Below are 20,441 nucleotides of genomic sequence, written 5' to 3'. Positions count from 1 at the left end.
AGTCCTGCGCCCCCGGGCATTCACCCGTGCGCCTCACCGGCTGTCGCTGGTCCCGGTCGTGTCGGCGACGGCCGCCCGGCCGGCCTCCAGGCGGGCCGCCGGGATGCGGAACGGCGAGCAGGAGACGTAGTCCAGTCCGGCCCGGTGGAAGAAGTGGATCGACGCGGGGTCGCCGCCGTGCTCGCCGCACACCCCGGTCTCCAGGCGCGGGTTGACCGCCCGTCCGGCCTCGACGCCCAGCTCCACCAGCCGTCCCACGCCCTCCTGGTCGATGGTCTCGAACGGCGAGACCTCGAAGACGCCCTTGTCCAGGTAGAGCGGGAAGAAGGAGGCCTCGGCGTCGTCCCGGGACAGGCCCCAGGTGGTCTGGGTGAGGTCGTTGGTGCCGAAGGAGAAGAAGTCGGCGGCCTCGGCGATGCGTCCGGCGGTCAGCGCCGCGCGCGGCAGCTCGATCATCGTGCCGATCGGGCAGTCGAAGCCGGTGCCGGTCTCCTCGGCGACCCGGGCGAGGACCTCTTCCGCCTCGGTGCGGGCCAGGCGGAGTTCCTCGACCGTGCCGACGAGCGGGATCATGATCTCGGCGCGCGGGTCCCCGCCGGCCCGCAGCCGTTCGGTCACGGCCTCGGCGACGGCGCGCACCTGCATGGCCGTCAGGCCCGGCACGGCCAGGCCCAGTCGGACGCCGCGCAGACCGAGCATCGGGTTCTGCTCGTCCATCCGCTCCACGGCGGCGAGCAGTTCCTTGTCGTGCTCGTCGGGGCGCTCGGCGGAGGCGAGGCGGACGGCCAGGTCGGTGCGGTCGGGCAGGAACTCGTGCAGCGGCGGGTCGAGCAGCCGGATCGTCACCGGCAGACCGTCCATCGCCGCCAGGATTCCGGTGAAGTCCTCGCGCTGCAGCGGCAGCAGCGCGGCGAGCGCCCGCTCGCGCGCGTCGTCGTCGCGGGCCAGGATCATCGCCTCCACCAGTTCCCTGCGCTCGCCGAGGAACATGTGCTCGGTGCGGCACAGGCCGATGCCCTGCGCGCCGAGGGCACGCGCGCGTGCGGCGTCCTCGGGGGTGTCGGCGTTGGCGCGCACCTCAAGGCGGCGCACGGAGTCGGCGTGGGCGAGGGCGCCCAGGACGGCGTCGGTGAGCGGGCCGGTGGACGCGCCGGACTCCAGGGCGCGGCCGACGTCGGAGGCGGTGAGCGGGAGCGCGCCGAGGTGGACGGTGCCCGCGGTGCCGTCGACGGAGACGGTGTCGCCCTCGGCCACGACCGTGCCGTCCGGTGTGGTGAAGCGGCGGGCGGCCGGGTCGACGGTGAGGGCCTCGGCGCCGCAGACGCACACCTTGCCCATGCCGCGGGCGACCACGGCGGCGTGGCTGGTCTTGCCGCCCCGGCTGGTCAGCACGGCCTCGGCGGCGATCATGCCGGGCAGGTCGTCGGGGGTGGTCTCCCGGCGGACCAGCACGGTGCGCTCGCCGGCCGCGGCCCGCCGTACCGCCTCGGCGGAGTCGAAGACGGCGACGCCGACCGCCGCGCCGGGCGAGGCGGGCACGCCGTGGGCCAGGGGCACGTCGTCCTCGGTGGTGTCGAAGCGGGGGAACATCAGCCGGGTCAGTTCGGCGCCGTCGACGCGGATCAGTGCCTCGTCGGCGCTGATCGCGCCCTCCTCGCCGAGGTCGTGGGCGATGCGGAAGGCGGCTTCGGCGGTGCGCTTGCCGACGCGGGTCTGCAGGATCCACAGCCGGCCGTGCTCGACGGTGAACTCCACGTCGCACAGGTCGCGGTAGTGGTCCTCCAGGGTGCGCAGGTGGTCGCCGAGTTCGACGTACGCGCGCGGGTTGAGCGTCTTCAGTTCGGTCAGCGGCAGCGCGTCGCGGACGCCGGAGACGACGTCCTCGCCCTGGGCGTCGGGCAGGTAGTCGCCGTAGACACCCTGTTCGCCGGTGGCGGGGTCGCGGGTGAAGGCGACGCCGGTGCCGGAGTCGGTGCCGAGGTTGCCGAAGACCATCGCCTGGATGTTGACGGCGGTGCCCAGGTCCTCGGGGATGTGCTCGCGGTGGCGGTAGACGCGGGCGCGTTCGCCGTTCCAGGAGTCGAAGACGGCACGGATGGCGCGGGCGAGCTGGTCGGCGGGGTCCTGCGGGAAGTCCTCGCCGGTCTCCTTGCGGATGATCGCCTTGAAGTCGTCGGTGAGCTTGACCAGTTCGCCCGCGTCGAGCTCGTGGTCGGTGGCGACCTCGCGCTGTGCCATGTGCTCGGTGATGGCCTGTTCGAACAGGTCGCCGTCCACGCCCATCACGGTCCGGCCGAACATCTGGATCAGCCTGCGGTAGGAGTCCCAGGCGAAGCGTTCCTGTCCGGAGGCCTTGGCGAGTCCGGTGACGGACTCGTCGTTGAGGCCGATGTCGAGGATGGTCTCCATCATGCCGGGCATGGAGAAGCGGGCGCCCGAGCGGACGGAGACCAGCAGCGGGTCGTCGAGGGCGCCGAGGGTGCGGCCCATGGCCCGCTCCAGGCCCGCGAGGGCGCGGGCCACTTCGACGCCGAGCTCGTCGGGCTCCTCGCCGGTGGCCAGGTACACCTTGCAGGCCTCGGTGGTCACGGTGAACCCGGGCGGGACGGGCAGGCCGATCCGGGTCATCTCGGCGAGCCCGGCTCCCTTGCCGCCGAGGAGGTCTGCCATGTCGCGGCGGCCCTCGGCGAATTCGTAGACGTACTTCGTCGGCGCGGTCATCAGGGGGCCTTTCAGTCGTGAGGGACGACGGCCACAGGGCAGTCGACGTGGTGGATGGCGGCGTGCACGACGGGGCCGGTGCGGGGGCCCGCCGGGCGGTCGGTACTGCGGCGGCCCACTACCAGGAGACTCGCCCCGGACGCGGCCCGCACCAGGACGGACGGGGCCCGGCCGGCGGTGACCGTCTCGACGACCTCGACGTCCGGGTACTTGTCGCGCCACACCTGGAGCACGGCCGTCATGAAGCCCAGCCACTCCTCCGCCTGCCGGGGGCCCTCGGCCAGGCCGATCTCGCCGGGGCCGAGGCCGAGGGGGGAGGGCGGCTGCCAGGCGTGGACCACCTTCAGGCGGGAGCCGCGCAGCCGGGCGGCCTCGAAGGCGAACGCGATCACCTCGTCGCAGGGGTCGCCCAGGTCGATACCGAGGACGACGTCCCGGTATCCGGTGCGGACAGAGGCGCTGCCGCCGGGTCCGGGCAGGTGCTCGTCGGCGGCCTCCTCGTCCGCGCGGACGAGGACGACGGGCCGCTCGGTGCGGGCCACCACCCCGAGGGCGACCGACCCGACCAGGAAGCCGGTGAAGCCGCTGAGTCCGCGGGAGCCGAGCACGAGCAGGTCGGCCTGGGTAGCGGCGTGCAGCAGGGCCGCGGTCGCCGGGCCCTCGACCTGGTCCTCGTCGAGGGTGACGCCGGGGGTGGTGCGCAGGATGCGTTCCTCGGCCCGGTGCAGCGCCTGGCGTGCCAGGTGGCGCTGGGCCGCGGTGGCGAGATGGCTGTCGTCCCGGTGCGGCTGCCAGCTCCAGGCGTGCACCAGACGCAGGGGCCGCTGCCGGCGTACCGCCTCGCGGGCGGCCCACTCGGCGGCGGCGAGGCTCTCGGTGGAACCGTCGACTCCGGCGATCACGGGCAAAAGCATGGCGCGCACCTCCTGCGCTCGAACTGCTCCTCGGTGCCAGCGTCGTCCCACGGACCGCCTGCGGACAGGGGCCTCCAGGTCTTCGACCGGGGACCGTTCGGCCCCTGCTGCGGGAGCGGCCGGGCCGGAAAGGTGGGGCTCGGCCGGGCAGGGGCCGGGTTCCCCGGCCGGAAGGCGGCAGACATGGAACGAGTGATCATCGCCGGTGTCGACCGGTCGGCCCGCAGTCGCAGCGCGGCGGACTGGGCCGCGCGCGAGGCGCTGCTGCGCGGGCTGCCCCTGTGGGTGGTGCACGCGGCCGCGCCGGAGACCGAGGACACGGCCGGGCGATGGCCGTACCGCCCCGAGGCGGTGGCGGAGCACGTCGTGGCCGAACTCCTCGACCGCCACCCGGGGCTGACGTCCCGGAGCGTCTGTGCGGCCGGGGCGCCCGAGGCCGCCCTGCGCGGGGCGGAACTGCTCGTCGTCGGCCTGCGCGGCGAGGGCGGTCACGCCGGGATCGCCGTGGGGTCGACCGCGTCGGCGCTGGCCACGGGGTCCGACGGGCCGGTGGTCCTGGTGCCGGGCACGCTCGCCACCCCGGGGCCCGCCCATCGCACCGACGGCGTGGTCGTCGGCGTCGACGCGCGCGCCCCCTCGGACGCCGCGCTCGACTTCGCCTTCGCGGCGGCGGCGCTGCACGGCACCCGTCTGCACGCGGTGCACGCCTGGCGGCTTCCCGAGGGTGCCGCCTGCCTGCCCTTCCCGGTCCCCGAGGCCACACGTGCGACGTGGGAGGACCACGAGGTGCAGCTGCTGGCGGACGCGTTGCGGCCGTGGCGCGAGAAGTACCCCGGGGTCGCGGTCCTGGAGGACGTGGTGCTCCTGGCGCCGGCCGTGGCGCTGGCCCGCGCCTCCACCGACGCGGGCCTCGTGGTGGTCGGCCGGCGCTCCGGCGCCACCGCACGCGCGCTGCTCGGGCACGCCAGGTGCCCGGTCGCGGTGGTGCCCTCGTAAGGGGCGGCGGCGCGGGGCGGGTCGGCCCGGTGACATGGGTCGTTCGGCCCCTGTGGCAGGCGGGCGGCCCGCCCCAGGGTGGAGACATGAGCAGGCGTGCGCGGATCGCCGTGATCGGCGTCGGGAACGAGTTCCGGCGCGACGACGGCGTGGGCTGGGCCGTGATCGACCGGCTCCGCGCGCGAGAGCTGCCGGCGGACGCCGTGCTGGCCACCTGCGACGGTGATCCCGGTCGGCTGATCGGGCTGTGGGAGGGTGCCCGGCTGGCCGTGGTCGTGGACGCGGCACACACCCATCCGGGCTCTCCCGGCCGGGTGCACCGGCTCGCCCTCGACGCCGGACTGCTGCCGCCACCGTCGGCCACCAGCTCCCACGGGCTGGGCCTCGGCGAGGCCGTCGAACTCGCCCGGGTCCTCGGCCTGCTGCCCGAACGACTGATCGTCTACGCCGTCGAAGGCGCCGACAGCGACTACGGCACCGGCCTCTCCCCCGCCGTCGCCGCGGCCGTAGCCCCCCTGGCCGAGGCCGTCGAGGCGGAACTCACGCCGTACCTGACATCCCGGGAGCGGACGTGAGCGCGCGCGGCTGCCGGCAGGAGAGGGCCGGGCGCGGCGCCGACAGCCCGGGAGACGGGCTTGTGCCGGGCGCCCGCAGCCGGGAAGACGGGAGCTTGCAGGGCGTAGGCAGTTGGGGAGTCGTAGCCGGGCAAAGCGTCGACTTCCGGCCGCTCCTCCATCGCACCCCGCTCCTCGCCCCCGTCACCGACACCGTCGCGGCGGAACTCATCACCCACCCGGCACTCCAGGAGCCGACATGACTGCGCGCAGCTTCCGCAGGCACGGGGACGCGCAGGGCCTCGGCAGCCGGGCGAACGGGACAGCCCGTGGCGTCGGCAACCGCGGCGACGGGACCACGCAAGGCCTCGACAACCGCGGCGACAGGACCACACAAGGCCTCGACAACCGCGGCGACAGGACCACACAAGCCGTCGACAACCGCGGCGACAGGACCACGCAAGCCGTCGGTTTCCGGGTGGACGGGATCGTGCAGGGCGTCGGCTTCCGGCCGTTCGTCCATCGCACCGCGGCCGACCTGGGCCTGTCCGGCTGGGTGGCCAATGTCAACGGGCATGTCGAGGGCGAGGTGGCCGGCCCGCCGGCCAGCATCGAGGAGTTCGCCGAGCGGCTGCGCACCGCCGCCCCGGCCCTCGCGCGCGTGCGCAGTGTCCGGCTGAGCGGCGGCGGCCCCGGCCGGGCGGCGTACGGCGGTGGCTTCGAGGTCCGGCCCAGCGCGGCCGGTCCCGCGGAACCGGCCGCGCGGGAGGTGCCGCCGGACGCGGCGCTGTGCGAGGCGTGCCTGCGCGAACTGCGCGACCCCGGCGACCGCCGCTTCCGCTACCCGTTCATCAACTGCACCGACTGCGGGCCGCGCGCCACGATCATCGAGGACCTCCCCTACGACCGCGTGCGCACGACGATGCGTCGCTTCCCGCTGTGCACGGCCTGCGCGGCCGAGTACGCCGACCCGGCCGACCGACGCTTCCACGCCGAACCGGTGGCCTGTCCCGTCTGCGGCCCCCGGCTCGCCTGGGAGGAGCTGCGCGGGGAGGCGGCGCTGCGGGCCGCGGTGAAGGCCGTCGACGAGGGCGGCATCGTGGCGCTGAAGGGGCTGGGCGGATACCAGTTGGTGTGCGACGCGGGTGATCCGCGCGCGGTGGCGGAGCTGCGCCGCCGCAAGCGCCGCCCGACGAAACCCTTCGCCGTGATGGTGCCCGACCTGGCGGCGGCGGAGCGGCTGGCCTGGGTCGGGGCCACGGCACGGCGGTGCCTGCTCTCGCCGGAACGACCCGTGCTGCTGCTCACCCACCGCCGCACCGCCGCTGCCGCGCTCGCGCCCGAGGTGCACCCGGGGCTGGACCGTGTGGGCCTGTTCCTGCCCACCACCGGCCTGCACCAGCTCCTCCTCGACGAACTCGCCCGGCCCCTGGTGGTGACCAGCGGCAACCTCAGCGACGAGCCGATCGCGGTGGACGACGCCGAGGCCCGGCGCACCCTGGACCGCGTCGCGGACGGTTTCCTGACCCACGACCGGCCGATCCGCTCCCGCTACGACGACTCGGTGGTGCAGTTCACCGGGCGGGTCCGGATCACGGTCCGCCGGGCCCGGGGCCTCGCCCCCGCCCCGCTGCCGCTCGGCGCGCGGGGGCCCGTCGCCGGTGCCGGAGCCCAGCTCAAGCACACCTTCACCCTGGCCGCCGACGGTCGGGCCCTGACCGGCCCGCACACCGGTGACCTGTCCGACCTCGCGACCCACGACGCGTTCCTGGCGTCGTACGCGCACCTCAAGCGGCTCAGCGGCATCGAGCCGGTCGCGATCGCCCACGACCTGCACCCCGGCTACCTCTCCACGCAGTGGGCCACCGCCCAGCCGGTACGGCACATCCCCGTACAGCACCACCACGCGCACGTGGCGGCCTGCGCGGCCGAGCACGGAGTGCGGGGCCCGTTCCTCGGCGTCGCCTACGACGGCCTCGGCCTGGGCGACGACGGCACCCTGTGGGGCGGCGAGATCCTCGTGGCCGACCTGGCCGGCTACCGCCGCGTGGGCCGGTTCTCGACCGCTCCCCTGCCGGGCGGCGACGCGGCGGTACGCCGTCCCTGCCGCACGGCACTCGGCCACCTGCTGGGCAGCGAGACGCTGGGCACCCCGCGGCCCTACCCATGGCTCACCCGGCCCTTCACCGACCGGCTCGACCCGGCCGAGGCCGGCGCCGTGCGCGCCATGATCGCCCGCGACGTCAACTGCCCGCGGGCGTCCAGCGCCGGACGCCTCTTCGACGCGGTGGCCGCGCTGCTCGGCCTCGCGGACGAGGTGAGCTACGAGGGTGAGGCGGCCGTGCGGCTGGAGGCGGCGGCGGGCGACGAGCACGCCGCACCGCTCGCCCGTCGCGTCGTGCTGTCCCAGGGCCTGTGGGTCTACGACTCCGCGCCGACCCTCGCCGACCTGCTGGAGCGGCGGCTGGCCGGGGAACCGGTGGGCCGGCTGGCCGCGGCCTTCCATCTGACGCTGGCGGAGGCCACCGCCGAGCTGGTCGCGCGGGCCGTGGCCGAGGGCGCGCCGCGCACGGTGTGCCTGGGCGGCGGGTGCTTCGTCAACCGGCGGCTGCTGACCGAGGTGCGGCGCCGACTGCGGGCGCAGGGGCTGCGGGTACTGGTCGGCGGCGAGGTGCCGGTCGGGGACGGCGGGATCAGTTACGGGCAGGCCGCGGTGGCCGCCGCGAGGCTGAGCGGGGAAGGGTGAGCGCGGATGTGCCTGGGGATTCCGGGGCGGGTGCTGGAGGTCCACGACGACGCCGGGCTGCGGATGGCCACGGTGGACTTCGGGGGTGTGCGGCGGGAGGTGTGCCTGGACTGCACGCCGGACGCCGACGTCGGCTCGTACGTGATCGTGCACGTGGGTTTCGCGATCACCGAGGTCGACGAGGCGGAAGCACACCGGACGCTTGAGGTGCTGCGGGCGATGGCGGGCGCGGTCGAGGGCGAGCTGGGCGAGCCGCTGCCCTGACAGGACTCCGTCAGGCCGTGTTCGAAATGTTGATCAATGGCGTCTCCAGGGTCTCGATCAGCAATTTGAACTCGGCCAGTGCCGAGGCGATGGAGACGACGCATCGGCCTGCTGCGCTGGTGATCTTCCTGGATGCCGCTCACCGCGGGACGTGCGGTGGAAGGGCACCAGCTGTAGACGCCTCGCCAGTTGCCGAACTCTCCGGCAGGGAAACCCACTGCGTTCCGGTCTGGAACTTGAAGGCGATCGCGTCGATCACCTGTCGGTGGTCTCGCCGGCGACCACCCCGCTTCGGCGTCCGGTCAGGGAGCAAGGGCTCAATCCGCGCTCACTGCACGTCCGTCAATGGCACGCCCGGACAAACGATCCGATGATCCAAACGAAACAACCCAGGTCTGTCTTGACCTCGATGTCGCGGGTGGCTTGCTGGGCAAGGGCTGTTGGCAGGTACTGCAGACGCCGGTCCAGCACATCAGGAGTCCGGTGTGGGCGCTTTTGGCGCCCTGCCCGGCCCAGACGGCGGACCGGCGGGCGCATGCCCCCGTCCGCCAGCTCATCGCGCATGTCCAGGGCCAGCCGCCACTGCAGCGGGCAGGTTCACGAACTGCTGCGCGAGGGCGTGCTCTTGCGCGTGTCGTCGTCGGGTCGCCGGGCCATCCCTGCGCACATGGAAGCCGCAGTCAAGGACACAGCTCAGCCCACCGCATAGCGCCCCTTTCGCGCGTGACGGTGCCGTGCCGAGCGGCGAGGGCGGCAACGATGAACATCCCACGGCCGTGTTCGTCCTCCGAGTCCCTGCGCGACGGCCGGGGGGTGTGCGAGCCACCGTCCGTGACCTCGATACGCAGGGCGCCGCATCGCGTGCAGCGGACCCGTAGGGCTGCCGGCGGGCGAGCGTGGACGACGGCGTTGGTGACCAGCTCGGAGATGATGAGAAGCGCGTCTTCGCGTGCCGAGGGCGGGACGCACAGACGCGCCAGGAAGTCGTGCGCGAGGCGGCGGATCCGGCCCACGTCCTCGGCGCCGGCGGCCACCAGGACGAGGTGCCCGGCTTCCGTGTCCTCGGTGCCGGGCCGGAGTCCGTGGCGCTGGGCCTGCCCGGAACCGGCGTTCGTGGCTCTGGGGGGCGCGGCGAACAGTTGCACCGGCCCGGTCGGTTCGGGGAGTACTTGGGCAGTCATGGCAACCTCGCGCCTTCCGCATGGGGGCCGAGTGGTCTCCGCCCCACAAGCCAACTGGTAATAACCAGATATGACCAGATTGAACCCGGGGTGGAGAGGTTGTCAATTGGGTCAAAGGAGTTTTTCGGCAGGCCTCGGGACGAGGCGGCACGGAGGGGGTCGCACGCATCAACGGCCGCTCCGGATCCGGGCGCGGAAGGCTCGACGATGGGACTCCTGCACCTGCTCCAACGGATCACCGTCGAATTGCCACGGCCAGGCGGTGGCCACTGCCGCCATGGCCTCGAAGACCGGCCAGGCGTCACGCGGGCGCGTGGCTTTCGTGAGTACGTAGGCGAGGAGGTTGAGATCGGCGAGTGCTGCTGCGTGTGTGAGGAATCCGGGCTGCGGCCAGGTTGCGACCGCTTGGTCGACAAGGGCGCGTTCGTGCGGCTGGTCCCAGTGCCGGTGTGCGGTCAGCGCTTCGATCCCGCCGGCTGCCAGAGCTCGGCGGTACCGGGCGAGGGAGTGGGTGAGGCTGAGGCCCGCCACGGGGGCGCCGGGGGGTGCGGCGATGGTGACGGAGTCGAGGAACTGCACGGTCAGGGCGCTGGATCCGCATTCCTCCGGGGAAACGTAGCCCAGCATCTCGAGGTGTGCTGCCCGGTTCCAGCGGTCGCGTTCTGTGACGGCGTCCCACACGGGCTGGACCGCCGCGGCGGAGGCTCGCTGCATCCGGTGGCAGCTGAGCATGGCGATCCAGGGGGCGGGGTCCGGGGGCGCGAGCGCCGCTGCGTGCCGGCACAGACTCAAGGTGGCGTCGATGTCGAGAGCCGTACCGGTGGCGCGGGCCCTGTGGATGTCGGCGAAGACCTGGAGGAGCAGGGCGTCGGCACCGGCGGGGCTCCGGCTTCTCCATTGGCGGGCGAGGACGGAGGCCTCGGGGACGGTGCTGAGCACGAGCAGGCGGTGCATGCGCCGGTCCCAGTCCTCTGCCGCATCGCGCAGTGCCTGCTCGATGGGGTACGTGAGGGCGCCGCGGTCGTTGGATTCCGCCAGGTTGTCGCCCTGGGCGGCGATCTGGGCTTCGAGGTGGGTCAGGGTGCGGGTGAGTTGGCTGTCGTCCAGCTGTGGGCACAGTCGGCGGGGAGGTTTCTGTCGTCTTCGGGGCCACATGGTCACCTGCTCCTTCTGCGTTGTGTCCGTACGGCGGCGGGCGCCGGGTGGCCACTGCCGCACGAAAGCGGTCAGGCCGTGCGAGGTGCCTGTGCCTCAGCGGGGGCCTCCCGGCAGGCCCCTTCCCGGGCGGAGGCCGCGTCTGTGGCCGTCACGGCGTGCAGAGCCGCTCCAAGGAGCCCGGCGTTCGCGCCGAGAGGAGATGTCTCCGCCACGGGTGCGGTCCGCCGGGCCGGTCCCCGTTGCAGGCTTCGGCGGACCGGAGCCGTCAGGGGATCTCCGGCCGCTGCCGTTCCGCCCGCCAGGACGATGCGCTGGTGGTCGAGCAGGCAGGTCGAGACAACGAGCGCCCTGCCGAGGGCGTCCGTCGCCTCCGCCAGATGCAGGTGGCGTCCGCGTCGGTGTCCAGGCGTGCGGTGATGTCGGCGGCGGTGACCGTGCCACTGCCGGTGCGGCGGTAACGGCGGACCGGGGCACGACCACGAGCAGGTCGCTCAGGCCGGCGCCGAACCCCGGCTGCCGCTCCGCCAGGCAGGCGGCCCTCACATCGTGCTCGAGTGTGACGGGCAGGTGCACGGCTGCGGCCAGGGGTGTGTCACGCAGGCCGGGGTTCGATGCGAAGCGGACGATTCCGGCGTCGGTGTCGATCAGCCCTGCAGCACAGCGGCCGACGGCCCCGACGCCCGGCCGGACGTAGGCGGTGGCCGCCTGCACGACCGCGGCGACGACGGCGTCGGGCCCTTTCGAGGAAGGGGTGGGCAGCCGCAGGGTTTCCTCTGCCGTCCCGTGGGCGTCGGAGCGGGCTGCCTTGATCGTGGTACCGCCGGGATCGACGGCGACACCATGGGCGGGGCGAGTCATCAGTAGCGTTGTCCAGCGGGCTTGTGACGGGCAACGGAGCGGTAGTAGGCCCGGTGTTCCAGCTGCGAAGCGGCGAGCGCGTCCACCACGACGGTGACGTGGGGGTGCAGTTGGAGGACCGAGGCGGGGCAGGCCGCGGTGACAGGGCCTTCGACGGCAGCGGCCACCGCACGGGCCTTGTGCGGGCCGATGGCGACCAGCACGAGGTGGGACGCCTCGCCGATCGTCGCGAGTCCCTGGGTGATGACGTGGCGGGGAACGTCCTCGATGCCCCCGAAGAAGCGGGCGTTGTCGCGCCGGGTGTCGTCGGTGAGGGTCTTGAGCCGGGTACGTGAGGCAAGTGAGGAGCCCGGCTCGTTGAAACCGATGTGGCCATTGACCCCGATTCCGAGTATCTGCAGCCCGACGGGCCCTGCCTCGGCGAGGCGGCGCTCGAAGCGGCGTGCTTCCGCAGCCGGGTCGGATGCCGCACCGGAGGGCAGGTGGAGCCGCGCGGGGTCGAGGTCGACACGGTCGGCCAGCTCGCGTCGTATCACCTGGGCGAAGGACTGCGGATGGTCGGCCGGGAGCCCGACGTACTCGTCGAGCAGGAAGGCTTCGACACCGCTGAAGCTGAGGCCCTCGTGACGGTGGCGCCGGGCCAGGTCCCGGTAGACCCCCAGGGGTGAGGAGCCCGTGGCCAGCCCCAGCGTTCTCACGCCCTCCGCGAGCGCCTGGTGGACGATGCCGGCGACCGTGCGGCCGGCGTCCTCCGCGTCAGGGCGGATCACCACCTCCATGTCACAGCCCCTCGCCGTTGGCGGCCACCGCGCGGAATGTCTCGATCGTCTCCTGGGCGGTGGCACGTGCCGTCGCCGGGCCGGTGGCGTCGAGTACGGCGGCCGCAAGGCTGCGGCACTGCTCCAGCGTGAGGTCGGCGAGAGCGTCGCGGACGTCGGCGACGGCCGGGGCGGCCATGGACAGGCCGCTCACCCCGAGGCCGGCCAGAACGAGCGCCAGCAGAGGATCGGCGGCCGCCTCTCCGCAGACACCCACGGGCCGGTCCAGGGCTCCGGCCACACGACACACCGAGGCGACCAGGGTGAGCAGGGCCGGCTGCCAGGGGTCCAGGAGGTGGCCGAGGGGCTGGGAGGTCCGGTCGGCGGCCAGGGTGTACTGGGCCAGGTCGTTGGTGCCGATGCTGGCGAAGTCGACGTGAGGCAGCGCATCGTGCGCGCGGAGGGCCGCAGACGGTACTTCGATCATGATTCCGACGGTCTGTACGCCGCAGCTGCGGGCGAGGCCGGCGAAGTCGGCGGCTTCCTCGGCAGTGGCGACCATCGGCGCCATGACCCTCATCCGCGCGCCGGTGCGGCGCTGTGCCGTGACGAGGGCTGCGAGCTGGGTTTCGAGGACGCCCGGCCGCAGCGTCGCCGTGCGCAGCCCCCGCAGTCCGAGAGCGGGATTGTCCTCGCGGGGCAAGTGCAGGAAGGGCAGGGGCTTGTCGGAGCCGGCATCCAAGGTGCGTACCGTCACCGTGCGGCCCTCGAAGGACTCGAAGACCTGGGTGTAGGCCCGTATCTGCTCCTCGAGCGTGGGGGGTTCGCGGCGGTCCAGGAAGAGGAACTCGGTACGGAACAGCCCCACGCCTTCGTTGTCGGTCTGCGCCGCGCGCAAGGCGTCCGCGGGGGTGCCGATGTTGGTCAGGAGCTCCACGGTGTGCTGGTCGGCGGTGCGGCCCGGCCCCTTGGTGCGGGGCTGAGTGCGGGTACGGGCGTCGAGGGCTTGCTGCCGGCGTCGGGGCGAGGGGTGGGCCTCGACGGTGCCGGCCCGGCCGTCGAGGAGAACGGGAGTGCCGTCCGGCAGGTCGCCGGCGTGGGGGCATCCGACCACCGCGGGCAGACCGAGTGCGCGGGCGAGGATGGCGGTGTGGCCGGTCGGGCCCCCCTTCTCGGTGAGCAGGCCCACCACGTCCCCACCGGCCAGCTGCGCGGTGTCGGCCGGGGAGAGGTCCTCTGCGGCGAGGATGAACGGGTGTCCTGGACGGGGTATGCCGGGCATGGGCACACCCCTCAACAGTGCGACGGCGCGGTTGCGGATGTCGCGCAGGTCGGCGGCGCGTTCGGCCATGTACCCGCCGGCTTGCTCCAGTTGGGTGCAGTAGGTGTCGACGGCGAGGGAGAGGCTGTGGGCAGTGGGCGCGCCCTGGCCGATGTGGTGGGCGGCGGCCTGGACCAGGGCGGGGTCGCCGGCCATGGCGGCGCCGGCCTCCAGGATGGCGCCTGCCGTGCCCTCTGTGGCGATCGCGGAGAGTTGCGCGGCGACTTCGGTCAGGGCCCGGCGTACCCGCTGGACTTCGTGGGCCGCGTTCTCACCTGGTGCTTCGTCGGGATCGGTGATGACCGGCGGCGTCATGCGGGCCAGCGGTGCACAGGCCAGCCCGGGGCTGACGCCGTAGCCGGTCATCGTGATCGAGGTGGGGCTCACGCGTCGAGCTCCTTGCTCAGCAGGGCCGCCAGTTCGTCCAGGACGACCTCCGCCTGCGGGCCTTCCGCGGTCAGGGTGACCCGGTCTCCGTGGCCGGCGCCGAGCGTCATGACGCCCAGCATGCTGTCGGCGGCCACGGGGGGCTTGCCGTCGACGGCGATCATGACCGGCAGGGGCACCTGGGAGGCGGCCTGGACGAAGACGGCGGCGGGCCTTGCGTGCAGGCCGCTGCGTGAGCCGATGGAGACGACGCGCTGCGCCATGGACGGTCTTCCTTTCGAAGGGGTTGCCGAAGGACGTGGGGGCCGTGTCAGGCCACGGGCTGGGGTCGGCGTTCCTGATCGGCCTCCGGGTTGTCCTCCTCGCGGCCGGGGGTACGCAGGTTCCAGCGGCGGATGACGAAGCGGAACAGCACGTAGTAGAGGGCGGCGTAGCCCAGGCCTATGGGAATCAGCAGCAGCGGGTTGGTGGCCTTGCCCCAGTTGAGTACGTAGTCGATGAGGCCGGAGGAGAAGGTGAACCCGTGGTGGATGTCGAGAGCGTTCACCAGGGCGAGAGAGGTTCCGGTCAGTACGGCGTGCACCAGGTACAGGGGCCAGGCGACGAAGAGGAAGGCGAACTCGATCGGCTCGGTGATGCCGGTGAGGAAGCTGGTGAGTCCGGCGGAGAGCATGATCCCGCCGACGGCCTTGCGGTGCTCGGGGCGGGCTTCGCGCCAGATCGCCAGGGCTGCGGCGGGGAGCGCGAACATCATGATCGGGAAGAATCCGGTCATGAAGATGCCGGCCTCGGGGTCGCCGGCGAAGAACCGGTTCAGGTCACCGTGGGTGCCGTTGTAGTCGCCGATGATGAACCACACGACGGAGTTGAGGATGTGGTGCAGGCCCAGCGGGATGAGCAGCTTGTTCGCCGTTCCGTAGATGCCGCCGCCGACGATGCTGTTCTCGTCGACCGCCTCGCCGACCGCGGTGAGACCGCTGTTGAACAGCGGATAGACCAGGCTCATCAGAACGCCGACCACGAGAGCGGTGACCGCGGTCAGGATGGGCACGAGTCTGCGGCCGCTGAAGAACCCCAGATAGGGCGGTAGCACGGTGCGGTAGAAGCGTTGCCACAGCACGGCGGAGAGCAGGCCGATGACGATGCCGCCCAGGACCCCGAAATTGACCACCGCCTGCTCGCCCGCGAGATCCTTCTGGCCCTCCAGGACGACAGGCGACATCGCCTTGAAGACACCGTCCAGGACGAGATACCCCACCACCGCGGCCAGTGCCGTGGAACCGTCCGCCTTCTTCGCGAACCCGATCGCGATACCGACGGCGAAGATCAGCGGCAGATGCGTGAACAGCGCCCCGCCGGCGGCCGAGATGACGTGCGCGGTGTCCTGGAGTGCGGGAAACCGGCCCAGGACGTCGTCCTGCCCCAGCCTGAGAAGCAGACCTGCGGCCGGAAGCGTGGCAATCGGCAGCATGAGGCTGCGGCCGAGTTTCTGCAGGCCCGCAAGGCCAGGACGGCGGCCTGCGGACGTGGATGTACTGGTGCTCATGACAACCTCAAAGGCGTGTGCGGGAGGGCGGGACAGTGAGCCGGACGGGAACGCCGCAGCCCGGAGCTGCCGGATCAGCCGAGGTTCCAGCTCTGGTACGGACTGGTCATTACCAGTGAGCCCTCAGCATGGCCCCGCACCCAGGGCATGTCAATGCTTCGACGCGACAGAAGGCCACGGCCCTCCGATCCACCCAGAGGCAGGCGCAGCCGCCGCACGGCGGGAATCGAGGGCCTGGCGCGTGCTGCATACTGGTAGTAACCAGTCGGGGGTGCGACGAAGCCCCCGGAACCGAGAGTGGGGTCGCAGTGACGACACGGCAGATCGCCGCCAAAGGCATGGTGCCCAAGCACGCGCAACTGCGGGCGATTCTGGTCGACATGTGCACCAACCAGCTGTCCCCCGGTGACGCACTGCCGAGCGAGCGACAACTGTGCCTCGACCACGGAGTCAGCCGGGTGACGGTGCGCGAAGCCCTCGGTCAGCTCGTAGCCGAAGGGCTGGCCGTCCGGGTGCACGGGCGCGGCACCTTCGTTGCCGAGCGGACACACCGCTCAGAACTCGGCCTGGCCTCCTTCCACGAGGACATGCGGCGACTCGGCCTGGAGCCGGGCACCGTCGTGCTCTCCGTCGAGAAGGAAGTCCCCGCCCCAGCCACCGCCGCAGCTCTCCAGATGTCCGAGAAGCAGCAGTCATGGCACGTCCGCCGACTCCGGCTGGCCAATGGGACACCCATCTGCGTCGAGGACGCCTGGTACAACGCCGACCTGCTGCCGGAGCTGGACAGCGTGGACTTCACCGCCTCGATCTACGACACCCTGGGCTCGCAGTTCGGATATCCCGTCGACCGTGCGGAGCAGACGGTCGGAGCAGGGCCGGCCTCCGCGGAGACCGCCGCCCTTCTGGGCATCCGCAAGGGCACTGCCGTCATGACCTTCGACCGGATCGCCTACAGCGGCGAGCAGCCCGTCGAGCACGCGTACTCATGGTTCCGCGCCGACCGCTACCAGGTGCACATGACTCTCACCGAGCACTGAGCCCCCACCCGGGACTTCCCGGGGCGGGGGCACCCCCTGCTTTGCCGTGCACTTTTGACATGCCCATGACTTTACTTGCCTGTGGTGACACCTCCGGGCTACCCTCCTGGTTATAACTGGTAATAACCAGTCTCCTTGCGGCGTGTTCGTCGCTTCGGCGCGGCGCCGCATCGGTCCACTGATCAGGAGGGGGCACCCATGTCCAAAGCCCGGCTCATCGTCGAAGGGCTCGGAGGGGCCGACAACATTGCCGACATCGAGGCATGCATCACCAGGCTGCGCACCGAGGTGAACGACCCGGGCGTCGTTGACGTGGGCGCCCTCAAGAGAGCGGGCGCCCACGGGGTCCTGGTGTCGGCCGGAGTCGTACAGGTGGTCGTCGGCCCCGAGGCGGACTCCCTGGCCGAGGACATCAAGGAGCTGCTGTGAGTCTCGCCGTCCACGCCCCGCTGTCCGGGACCCTGACGGCGCTCGGCAAAGTCCCCGACCCGGTCTTCGCGGCCCAGATGGTGGGCTCGGGAGTGGCGGTGGAGCCTCACCACGGTGCCGGGCCCGTCGATGTCGTGGCGCCGGTCGCCGGTACGGTCGCCACCCTGCTTCCGCATGCGTTCGTGATCCGTACCAGCAGCGGGGCCGCCGTCCTCGTGCACCTGGGCATCGACACCGTGCGGCTGAAGGGAGAAGGGTTCCACTCGCATGTGGCCGCGGGGGAACAGGTGGAGGTCGGCCGGGCTGTGATCACCTTCGACCCGTTCGCGGTCCGGGCACACGGCCTGTCCGCCATCTGCCCGGTTGTGGTCCTCGACAGTCGGCCCGGATCGACGCAGCCGCCGTCCGTCACCGGCCCGGTACCGGCCGGGGCCCTGCTGTTCAGCTGGGCGGCGCTGTGACAACGGCCGGCGCGCGTCCCCCGAAGAGGCCCGGCAACCAGGGGCTCGGCTCCCGTCCGCCGTGCGAAGCGGTCCTCCTGGACCTGGACGGCACCCTGGTCTTCAGCGAAGAGGTCCACCGCCTCGCCTGGCAGGCGTTCTTCGACGCATGGGGTGTCGAGGTGACCGACGCCGACTACGCGCAGCAGTACATGGGGCGACGGCCCAGTGACGTCATCGCCGGCGTTCCCGGGCCCTGGACGGGCGCCGACGCACAAGCCGTGCTGTCCACCATGACCGCCTTCACGTTGGAACACGCCGGCAGCGTCGAGGTCGTTCCCGGTGCTGCCGCACTCGTCCGGCGGCTGCGCGTGAAGTATCCCGTCTCCGTCATCACCAGCGCCGGTGCGCTGTGGGCCCAGTACCTCCTCGACGAGGTCCTCGGCGTACGGCACCTGGTCGACGTGGTCATCACCGCTGAGGACACGACCACCGGCAAGCCCTCCCCCGAGGGCTATCTCAGGGCCTGCACCGCCCTGCGGGCGAGGCCCGACCACTGCCTCGCCTTCGAGGACTCGCTGTCGGGTGTCAGCGCCCTGGTCGCCGCCGGTGTCCGGGACATCGTCGGCGTCACCACCACCACTGCAGCGGCCGACCTCGCCCTGGCCGGAGCGCGCTGGACCGTTCCCGATCTCACCGCCGCAAGCGTGCGCAGTGTCAGCGACGCCCTCAGATCAGACCGGGCGGCGGCAGGACGCAACGACGAAGAGGAGACGGAAGCATGAAGGGACTCGACGTGGCCGTGATCGGTGCCGGGTTCATCGCCCGCACCCACATCCCGGCCTGGATCGCGCTCGGAGCACGGATCCGCATCTTCTCCACCGACGACCAAGCCGCGCCGCTCGCCGAGGAGTTCGGTCTCACCGAGGCCTCCTGCCTCGAGGAAGCGCTGGACGGGGCATCGGTCGCCGACATCTGCACCCCCACCACCACCCATCGCGGCATCGCCCTGGCCGCCTTCGCGGCCGGAGTGGACGTCCTGTGCGAGAAACCCCTCGCCCTGACACCGGCAGACGCCCTGGAGATGGCCGAGGCCGCCCACAAGGCCGGACGCCTGCTCTACCCCGGACACGTCGTGCGGTTCTTCCCCGCCTACGCCCGTCTCCGCAGCACCATCGAGTCCGGGGCCCTCGGACGCCCGGCCGTGGCCCGCTTCACCCGCACCGGACGCTATCCCACGTGGAGCCCCTGGTTCGCCGATAGCGCCCTCTCGGGAGGCATCGTCACCGACCAGATGCTCCACGACATGGACATCGCCAGGTGGCTCTTCGGGGAGGTCGTCAGCATCCACGCCACCCAGCGCGGCCACTTCACCACCCACGCCTCCGACCATCCCGTGGCCACCGGCAGCGCCACCCTGACCCACGACTCCGGTGTGATCTCACAGGTCCTGGGTGTGTGGGGCCCGCCCGCCACTCCGTTCCGCTACACCTTCCACGTCGCCGGCTCCAACGGCACCGTCACCCACGACTCCCTCGCCCACCCGTCCCTGCGTGTGACCGGTGCAGCCGGGGCGGAAGCCGACGCGGTACCCACCGGCGACTTCGGCGAAGACCCCTTCACCGCCCAGATCCGCGAGTTCGCGACCGCCTTCCAAGGCGGTCCCGCCCCGCGGGTGAACGCCCGGGACGGTGTGGCGGCCGTCAAGATCGCCGCAGCCGCCCGCCGGTCCGCAGCCACCGGGCTGAGCGTCGCCGTCCAGGACGCAGCACCCGGCACGCCCACGGAAGGAAGCCCCCGATGAAGGTCGCCCTCCTCTCCTTCGCCCACGTACACGCAGCGACGTACATCCAACTGCTGCGCGACCGAAGCGACATCGAGCTCATCGTGACCGACCCCGACGCCGATCCCAGCGACCCCACACGCGGCAAGGCCCTGGCCGACGCACTCGGTGTCACCTACCGGCCCGGTTACGACGATGCCCTCGCCGAGCGCCCGCGGGCCGTCATCGTCACCAGCGAGAGCGCCCGCCACCGCACACTGGTCGAGCAGGCCGCCGCCGCGGGGGCTCACATCCTGTGCGAGAAACCCCTGGCCACCACCGAGGACGACGCACGCGCCATGATCGAAACCTGCGAGCTGGCCGGCGTGAACCTCATGATCGCCCATCCCGTACGCCACCACCCCGCCTTCGCAGCTCTCCGGCGCACCCTCACCGACGGCACCCTCGGGCCCCTCCTGAGCGTGCACGGCGTCAACACCTCCTCCCCGCCCGCCCTCCAGCGCCCCTGGTTCGCCGACCCCGCCCTCGCCGGAGGCGGCGCCGTCATCGACCACACCCTGCACATCGCCGACCTCCTCGACGTCCTCCTCGACGGCCGGCAACCCACCCACGTCCACGCCGTCGCCAACACCCTCCTCACCCCCGACGGTGCCGACCAACCGGCTGTCGAGTCGGCCGGCCTGATCACCCTCACCTACCCGGGTGGCCTCGTCGCCACCATCGACTGCAGCTGGAGTCACCCCGCCACCCACCCCACCTGGGGCGGCCTCACCCTCACCTGCATCGGCGAGCGCGCCCTCGCGGAGTTTGACGCCTTCCCACCACTGCTCACGGGCTACGACACCACCCAGGCCACCACCCGCTGGGAACCCGCCGCCACCAACCTCGACGCCGCCATGCTCGACACCTTCCTCACCGCCGCCCGCACCGGACAACGCGCCCACCCCGACGGGCACACCGGACTACGCACACTCCGAGCCGCCCTCGCCGCCTACGAGTCGCTCCGCACCGGCCAACCCGCCCCCCTCAACGGGAGTACCTGATCCACGGCTCCGGCTCACTTCCGGCGGTGGGGAAAGCCGTGGAAAGGACGCCTGGCTCAAGCTGCCGGGCGCCCGCCCGGGGCCGAGCTCCCTGCCTGCGACGCAGTCGTCCCCCGGTGTCCACGTGCAGCCTGAACTGCGTTGATCGCCACAGGCAACGAGCACACCACCAGCTGTTACCCCAGTTCGGCGCCGCTCACCGCCCCAGAGGTGTCGATCACCACGCACACCCGGGGCGGTGCAGGGCGCAGGCTCGGCAGCAGCACCCCGGGGACGGAAGCCGAGCGCGCCATCCGCAGGTACTC

Annotated in this window: 20 protein-coding genes; 10 read left to right on the top strand and 10 right to left on the bottom strand. The window is 72.4% G+C overall.

Going from position 1 to position 20,441, the window contains the following annotated elements; all coding sequences use genetic code 11:
- Positions 1-33: 33 nt before the first annotated feature.
- Positions 34-2,721, bottom strand: a complete 2,688-nt coding sequence (gene ppdK / locus ICC28_RS26315; RefSeq protein WP_188291185.1) for a pyruvate, phosphate dikinase — start codon at positions 2,719-2,721, stop codon at positions 34-36.
- Positions 2,722-2,732: 11 nt separating this feature from the next.
- On the bottom strand, positions 2,733-3,635 hold the full coding sequence (locus tag ICC28_RS26310; RefSeq protein ID WP_188291184.1) for a universal stress protein: 903 nt from the start codon (positions 3,633-3,635) through the stop codon (positions 2,733-2,735).
- A gap of 183 nt (positions 3,636-3,818) precedes the next feature.
- On the opposite strand from ICC28_RS26310, the gene ICC28_RS26305 reads away from it, so the two are divergent.
- The 4 genes from ICC28_RS26305 to ICC28_RS26290 all read left to right on the top strand — a co-directional run bounded on the left by ICC28_RS26305 (position 3,819) and on the right by ICC28_RS26290 (position 8,195).
- Positions 3,819-4,631 carry a universal stress protein gene (locus ICC28_RS26305; protein ID WP_188291183.1) on the top strand — a complete coding sequence of 271 codons (813 nt, stop codon included), beginning with the start codon at positions 3,819-3,821 and terminating at the stop codon, positions 4,629-4,631.
- Positions 4,632-4,717: 86 nt separating this feature from the next.
- Entirely contained in the window at positions 4,718-5,206 is a 489-nt protein-coding gene (locus ICC28_RS26300; RefSeq protein ID WP_188291182.1) for a hydrogenase maturation protease, read from the top strand.
- Positions 5,207-5,444: 238 nt separating this feature from the next.
- A complete protein-coding gene (hypF, locus tag ICC28_RS26295) occupies positions 5,445-7,931 on the top strand; it encodes a carbamoyltransferase HypF (protein ID WP_223189470.1) in 2,487 nt (828 codons plus the stop codon).
- Positions 7,932-7,937: 6 nt separating this feature from the next.
- Complete coding sequence (locus ICC28_RS26290; RefSeq protein WP_188291181.1) at positions 7,938-8,195, top strand: HypC/HybG/HupF family hydrogenase formation chaperone; 258 nt, start codon at positions 7,938-7,940, stop codon at positions 8,193-8,195.
- A 139-nt stretch (positions 8,196-8,334) separates the two neighbouring features.
- On the opposite strand, the gene ICC28_RS41585 is transcribed toward ICC28_RS26290, so the two are convergent.
- From ICC28_RS41585 to ICC28_RS26250, 8 genes are all read right to left on the bottom strand, one after another.
- The gene (locus ICC28_RS41585; protein ID WP_411158627.1) at positions 8,335-8,517 is read right to left on the bottom strand and encodes a transposase; all 183 of its coding nucleotides are present in this window, start codon (positions 8,515-8,517) and stop codon (positions 8,335-8,337) included.
- 358 nt (positions 8,518-8,875) lie between these two features.
- Positions 8,876-9,376: an ATP-binding protein gene (locus ICC28_RS26280; RefSeq protein WP_188291179.1), complete on the bottom strand. Its 501-nt coding sequence runs from the start codon at positions 9,374-9,376 to the stop codon at positions 8,876-8,878.
- Between the two features lie 168 nt (positions 9,377-9,544).
- Positions 9,545-10,531 carry a hypothetical protein gene (locus tag ICC28_RS26275; protein ID WP_188291178.1) on the bottom strand — a complete coding sequence of 329 codons (987 nt, stop codon included), beginning with the start codon at positions 10,529-10,531 and terminating at the stop codon, positions 9,545-9,547.
- Positions 10,532-10,627: 96 nt separating this feature from the next.
- Complete coding sequence (locus ICC28_RS41580; protein ID WP_188291177.1) at positions 10,628-11,392, bottom strand: ROK family protein; 765 nt, start codon at positions 11,390-11,392, stop codon at positions 10,628-10,630.
- Positions 11,392-12,171 (bottom strand): glucosamine-6-phosphate deaminase, encoded by a 780-nt coding sequence (gene nagB, locus ICC28_RS26265; protein ID WP_188291176.1) that lies wholly within the window; start codon positions 12,169-12,171, stop codon positions 11,392-11,394. The genes ICC28_RS41580 and nagB overlap by 1 nt, the downstream gene beginning before the upstream one ends.
- Before the next feature lies 1 nt (position 12,172).
- Positions 12,173-13,837 (bottom strand): phosphoenolpyruvate--protein phosphotransferase, encoded by a 1,665-nt coding sequence (gene ptsP / locus ICC28_RS26260; RefSeq protein ID WP_188291209.1) that lies wholly within the window; start codon positions 13,835-13,837, stop codon positions 12,173-12,175.
- 17 nt (positions 13,838-13,854) lie between these two features.
- A complete protein-coding gene (locus ICC28_RS26255) occupies positions 13,855-14,121 on the bottom strand; it encodes an HPr family phosphocarrier protein (RefSeq protein WP_188291175.1) in 267 nt (88 codons plus the stop codon).
- A 47-nt stretch (positions 14,122-14,168) separates the two neighbouring features.
- Entirely contained in the window at positions 14,169-15,404 is a 1,236-nt protein-coding gene (locus tag ICC28_RS26250; RefSeq protein WP_188291174.1) for a PTS transporter subunit EIIC, read from the bottom strand.
- Positions 15,405-15,712: 308 nt separating this feature from the next.
- Here ICC28_RS26250 and ICC28_RS26245 point away from each other — a divergent pair, with 308 nt between their 5' ends.
- The 6 genes from ICC28_RS26245 (at position 15,713) to ICC28_RS26220 (ending at position 20,136) form a co-directional block, all read left to right on the top strand.
- On the top strand, positions 15,713-16,441 hold the full coding sequence (locus ICC28_RS26245; protein WP_317454103.1) for a GntR family transcriptional regulator: 729 nt from the start codon (positions 15,713-15,715) through the stop codon (positions 16,439-16,441).
- Between the two features lie 198 nt (positions 16,442-16,639).
- Positions 16,640-16,870 carry a PTS transporter subunit EIIB gene (locus ICC28_RS26240; protein WP_093659907.1) on the top strand — a complete coding sequence of 77 codons (231 nt, stop codon included), beginning with the start codon at positions 16,640-16,642 and terminating at the stop codon, positions 16,868-16,870.
- Positions 16,867-17,331, top strand: coding sequence for a PTS glucose transporter subunit IIA (locus ICC28_RS26235; protein WP_188291173.1), 465 nt, complete (start codon positions 16,867-16,869; stop codon positions 17,329-17,331). The genes ICC28_RS26240 and ICC28_RS26235 overlap by 4 nt, the downstream gene beginning before the upstream one ends.
- Positions 17,328-18,095 carry an HAD family hydrolase gene (locus tag ICC28_RS26230; protein ID WP_188291172.1) on the top strand — a complete coding sequence of 256 codons (768 nt, stop codon included), beginning with the start codon at positions 17,328-17,330 and terminating at the stop codon, positions 18,093-18,095. Before ICC28_RS26235 ends, ICC28_RS26230 begins: the two co-directional genes overlap by 4 nt.
- Positions 18,092-19,114, top strand: coding sequence for a Gfo/Idh/MocA family protein (locus tag ICC28_RS26225; RefSeq protein ID WP_188291171.1), 1,023 nt, complete (start codon positions 18,092-18,094; stop codon positions 19,112-19,114). Before ICC28_RS26230 ends, ICC28_RS26225 begins: the two co-directional genes overlap by 4 nt.
- Positions 19,111-20,136: a Gfo/Idh/MocA family protein gene (locus ICC28_RS26220; RefSeq protein WP_188291170.1), complete on the top strand. Its 1,026-nt coding sequence runs from the start codon at positions 19,111-19,113 to the stop codon at positions 20,134-20,136. Before ICC28_RS26225 ends, ICC28_RS26220 begins: the two co-directional genes overlap by 4 nt.
- The last annotated feature ends 305 nt before the right edge of the window (positions 20,137-20,441 follow it).

The sequence above is a fragment of the Streptomyces sp. TRM68416 genome, assembly GCF_014596915.1.
Taxonomy (GTDB): Bacteria; Actinomycetota; Actinomycetes; order Streptomycetales; family Streptomycetaceae; genus Streptomyces.
Note: the sequence above shows the minus strand (reverse complement) of the source record. Positions and strands in the feature narration are given on the sequence as shown.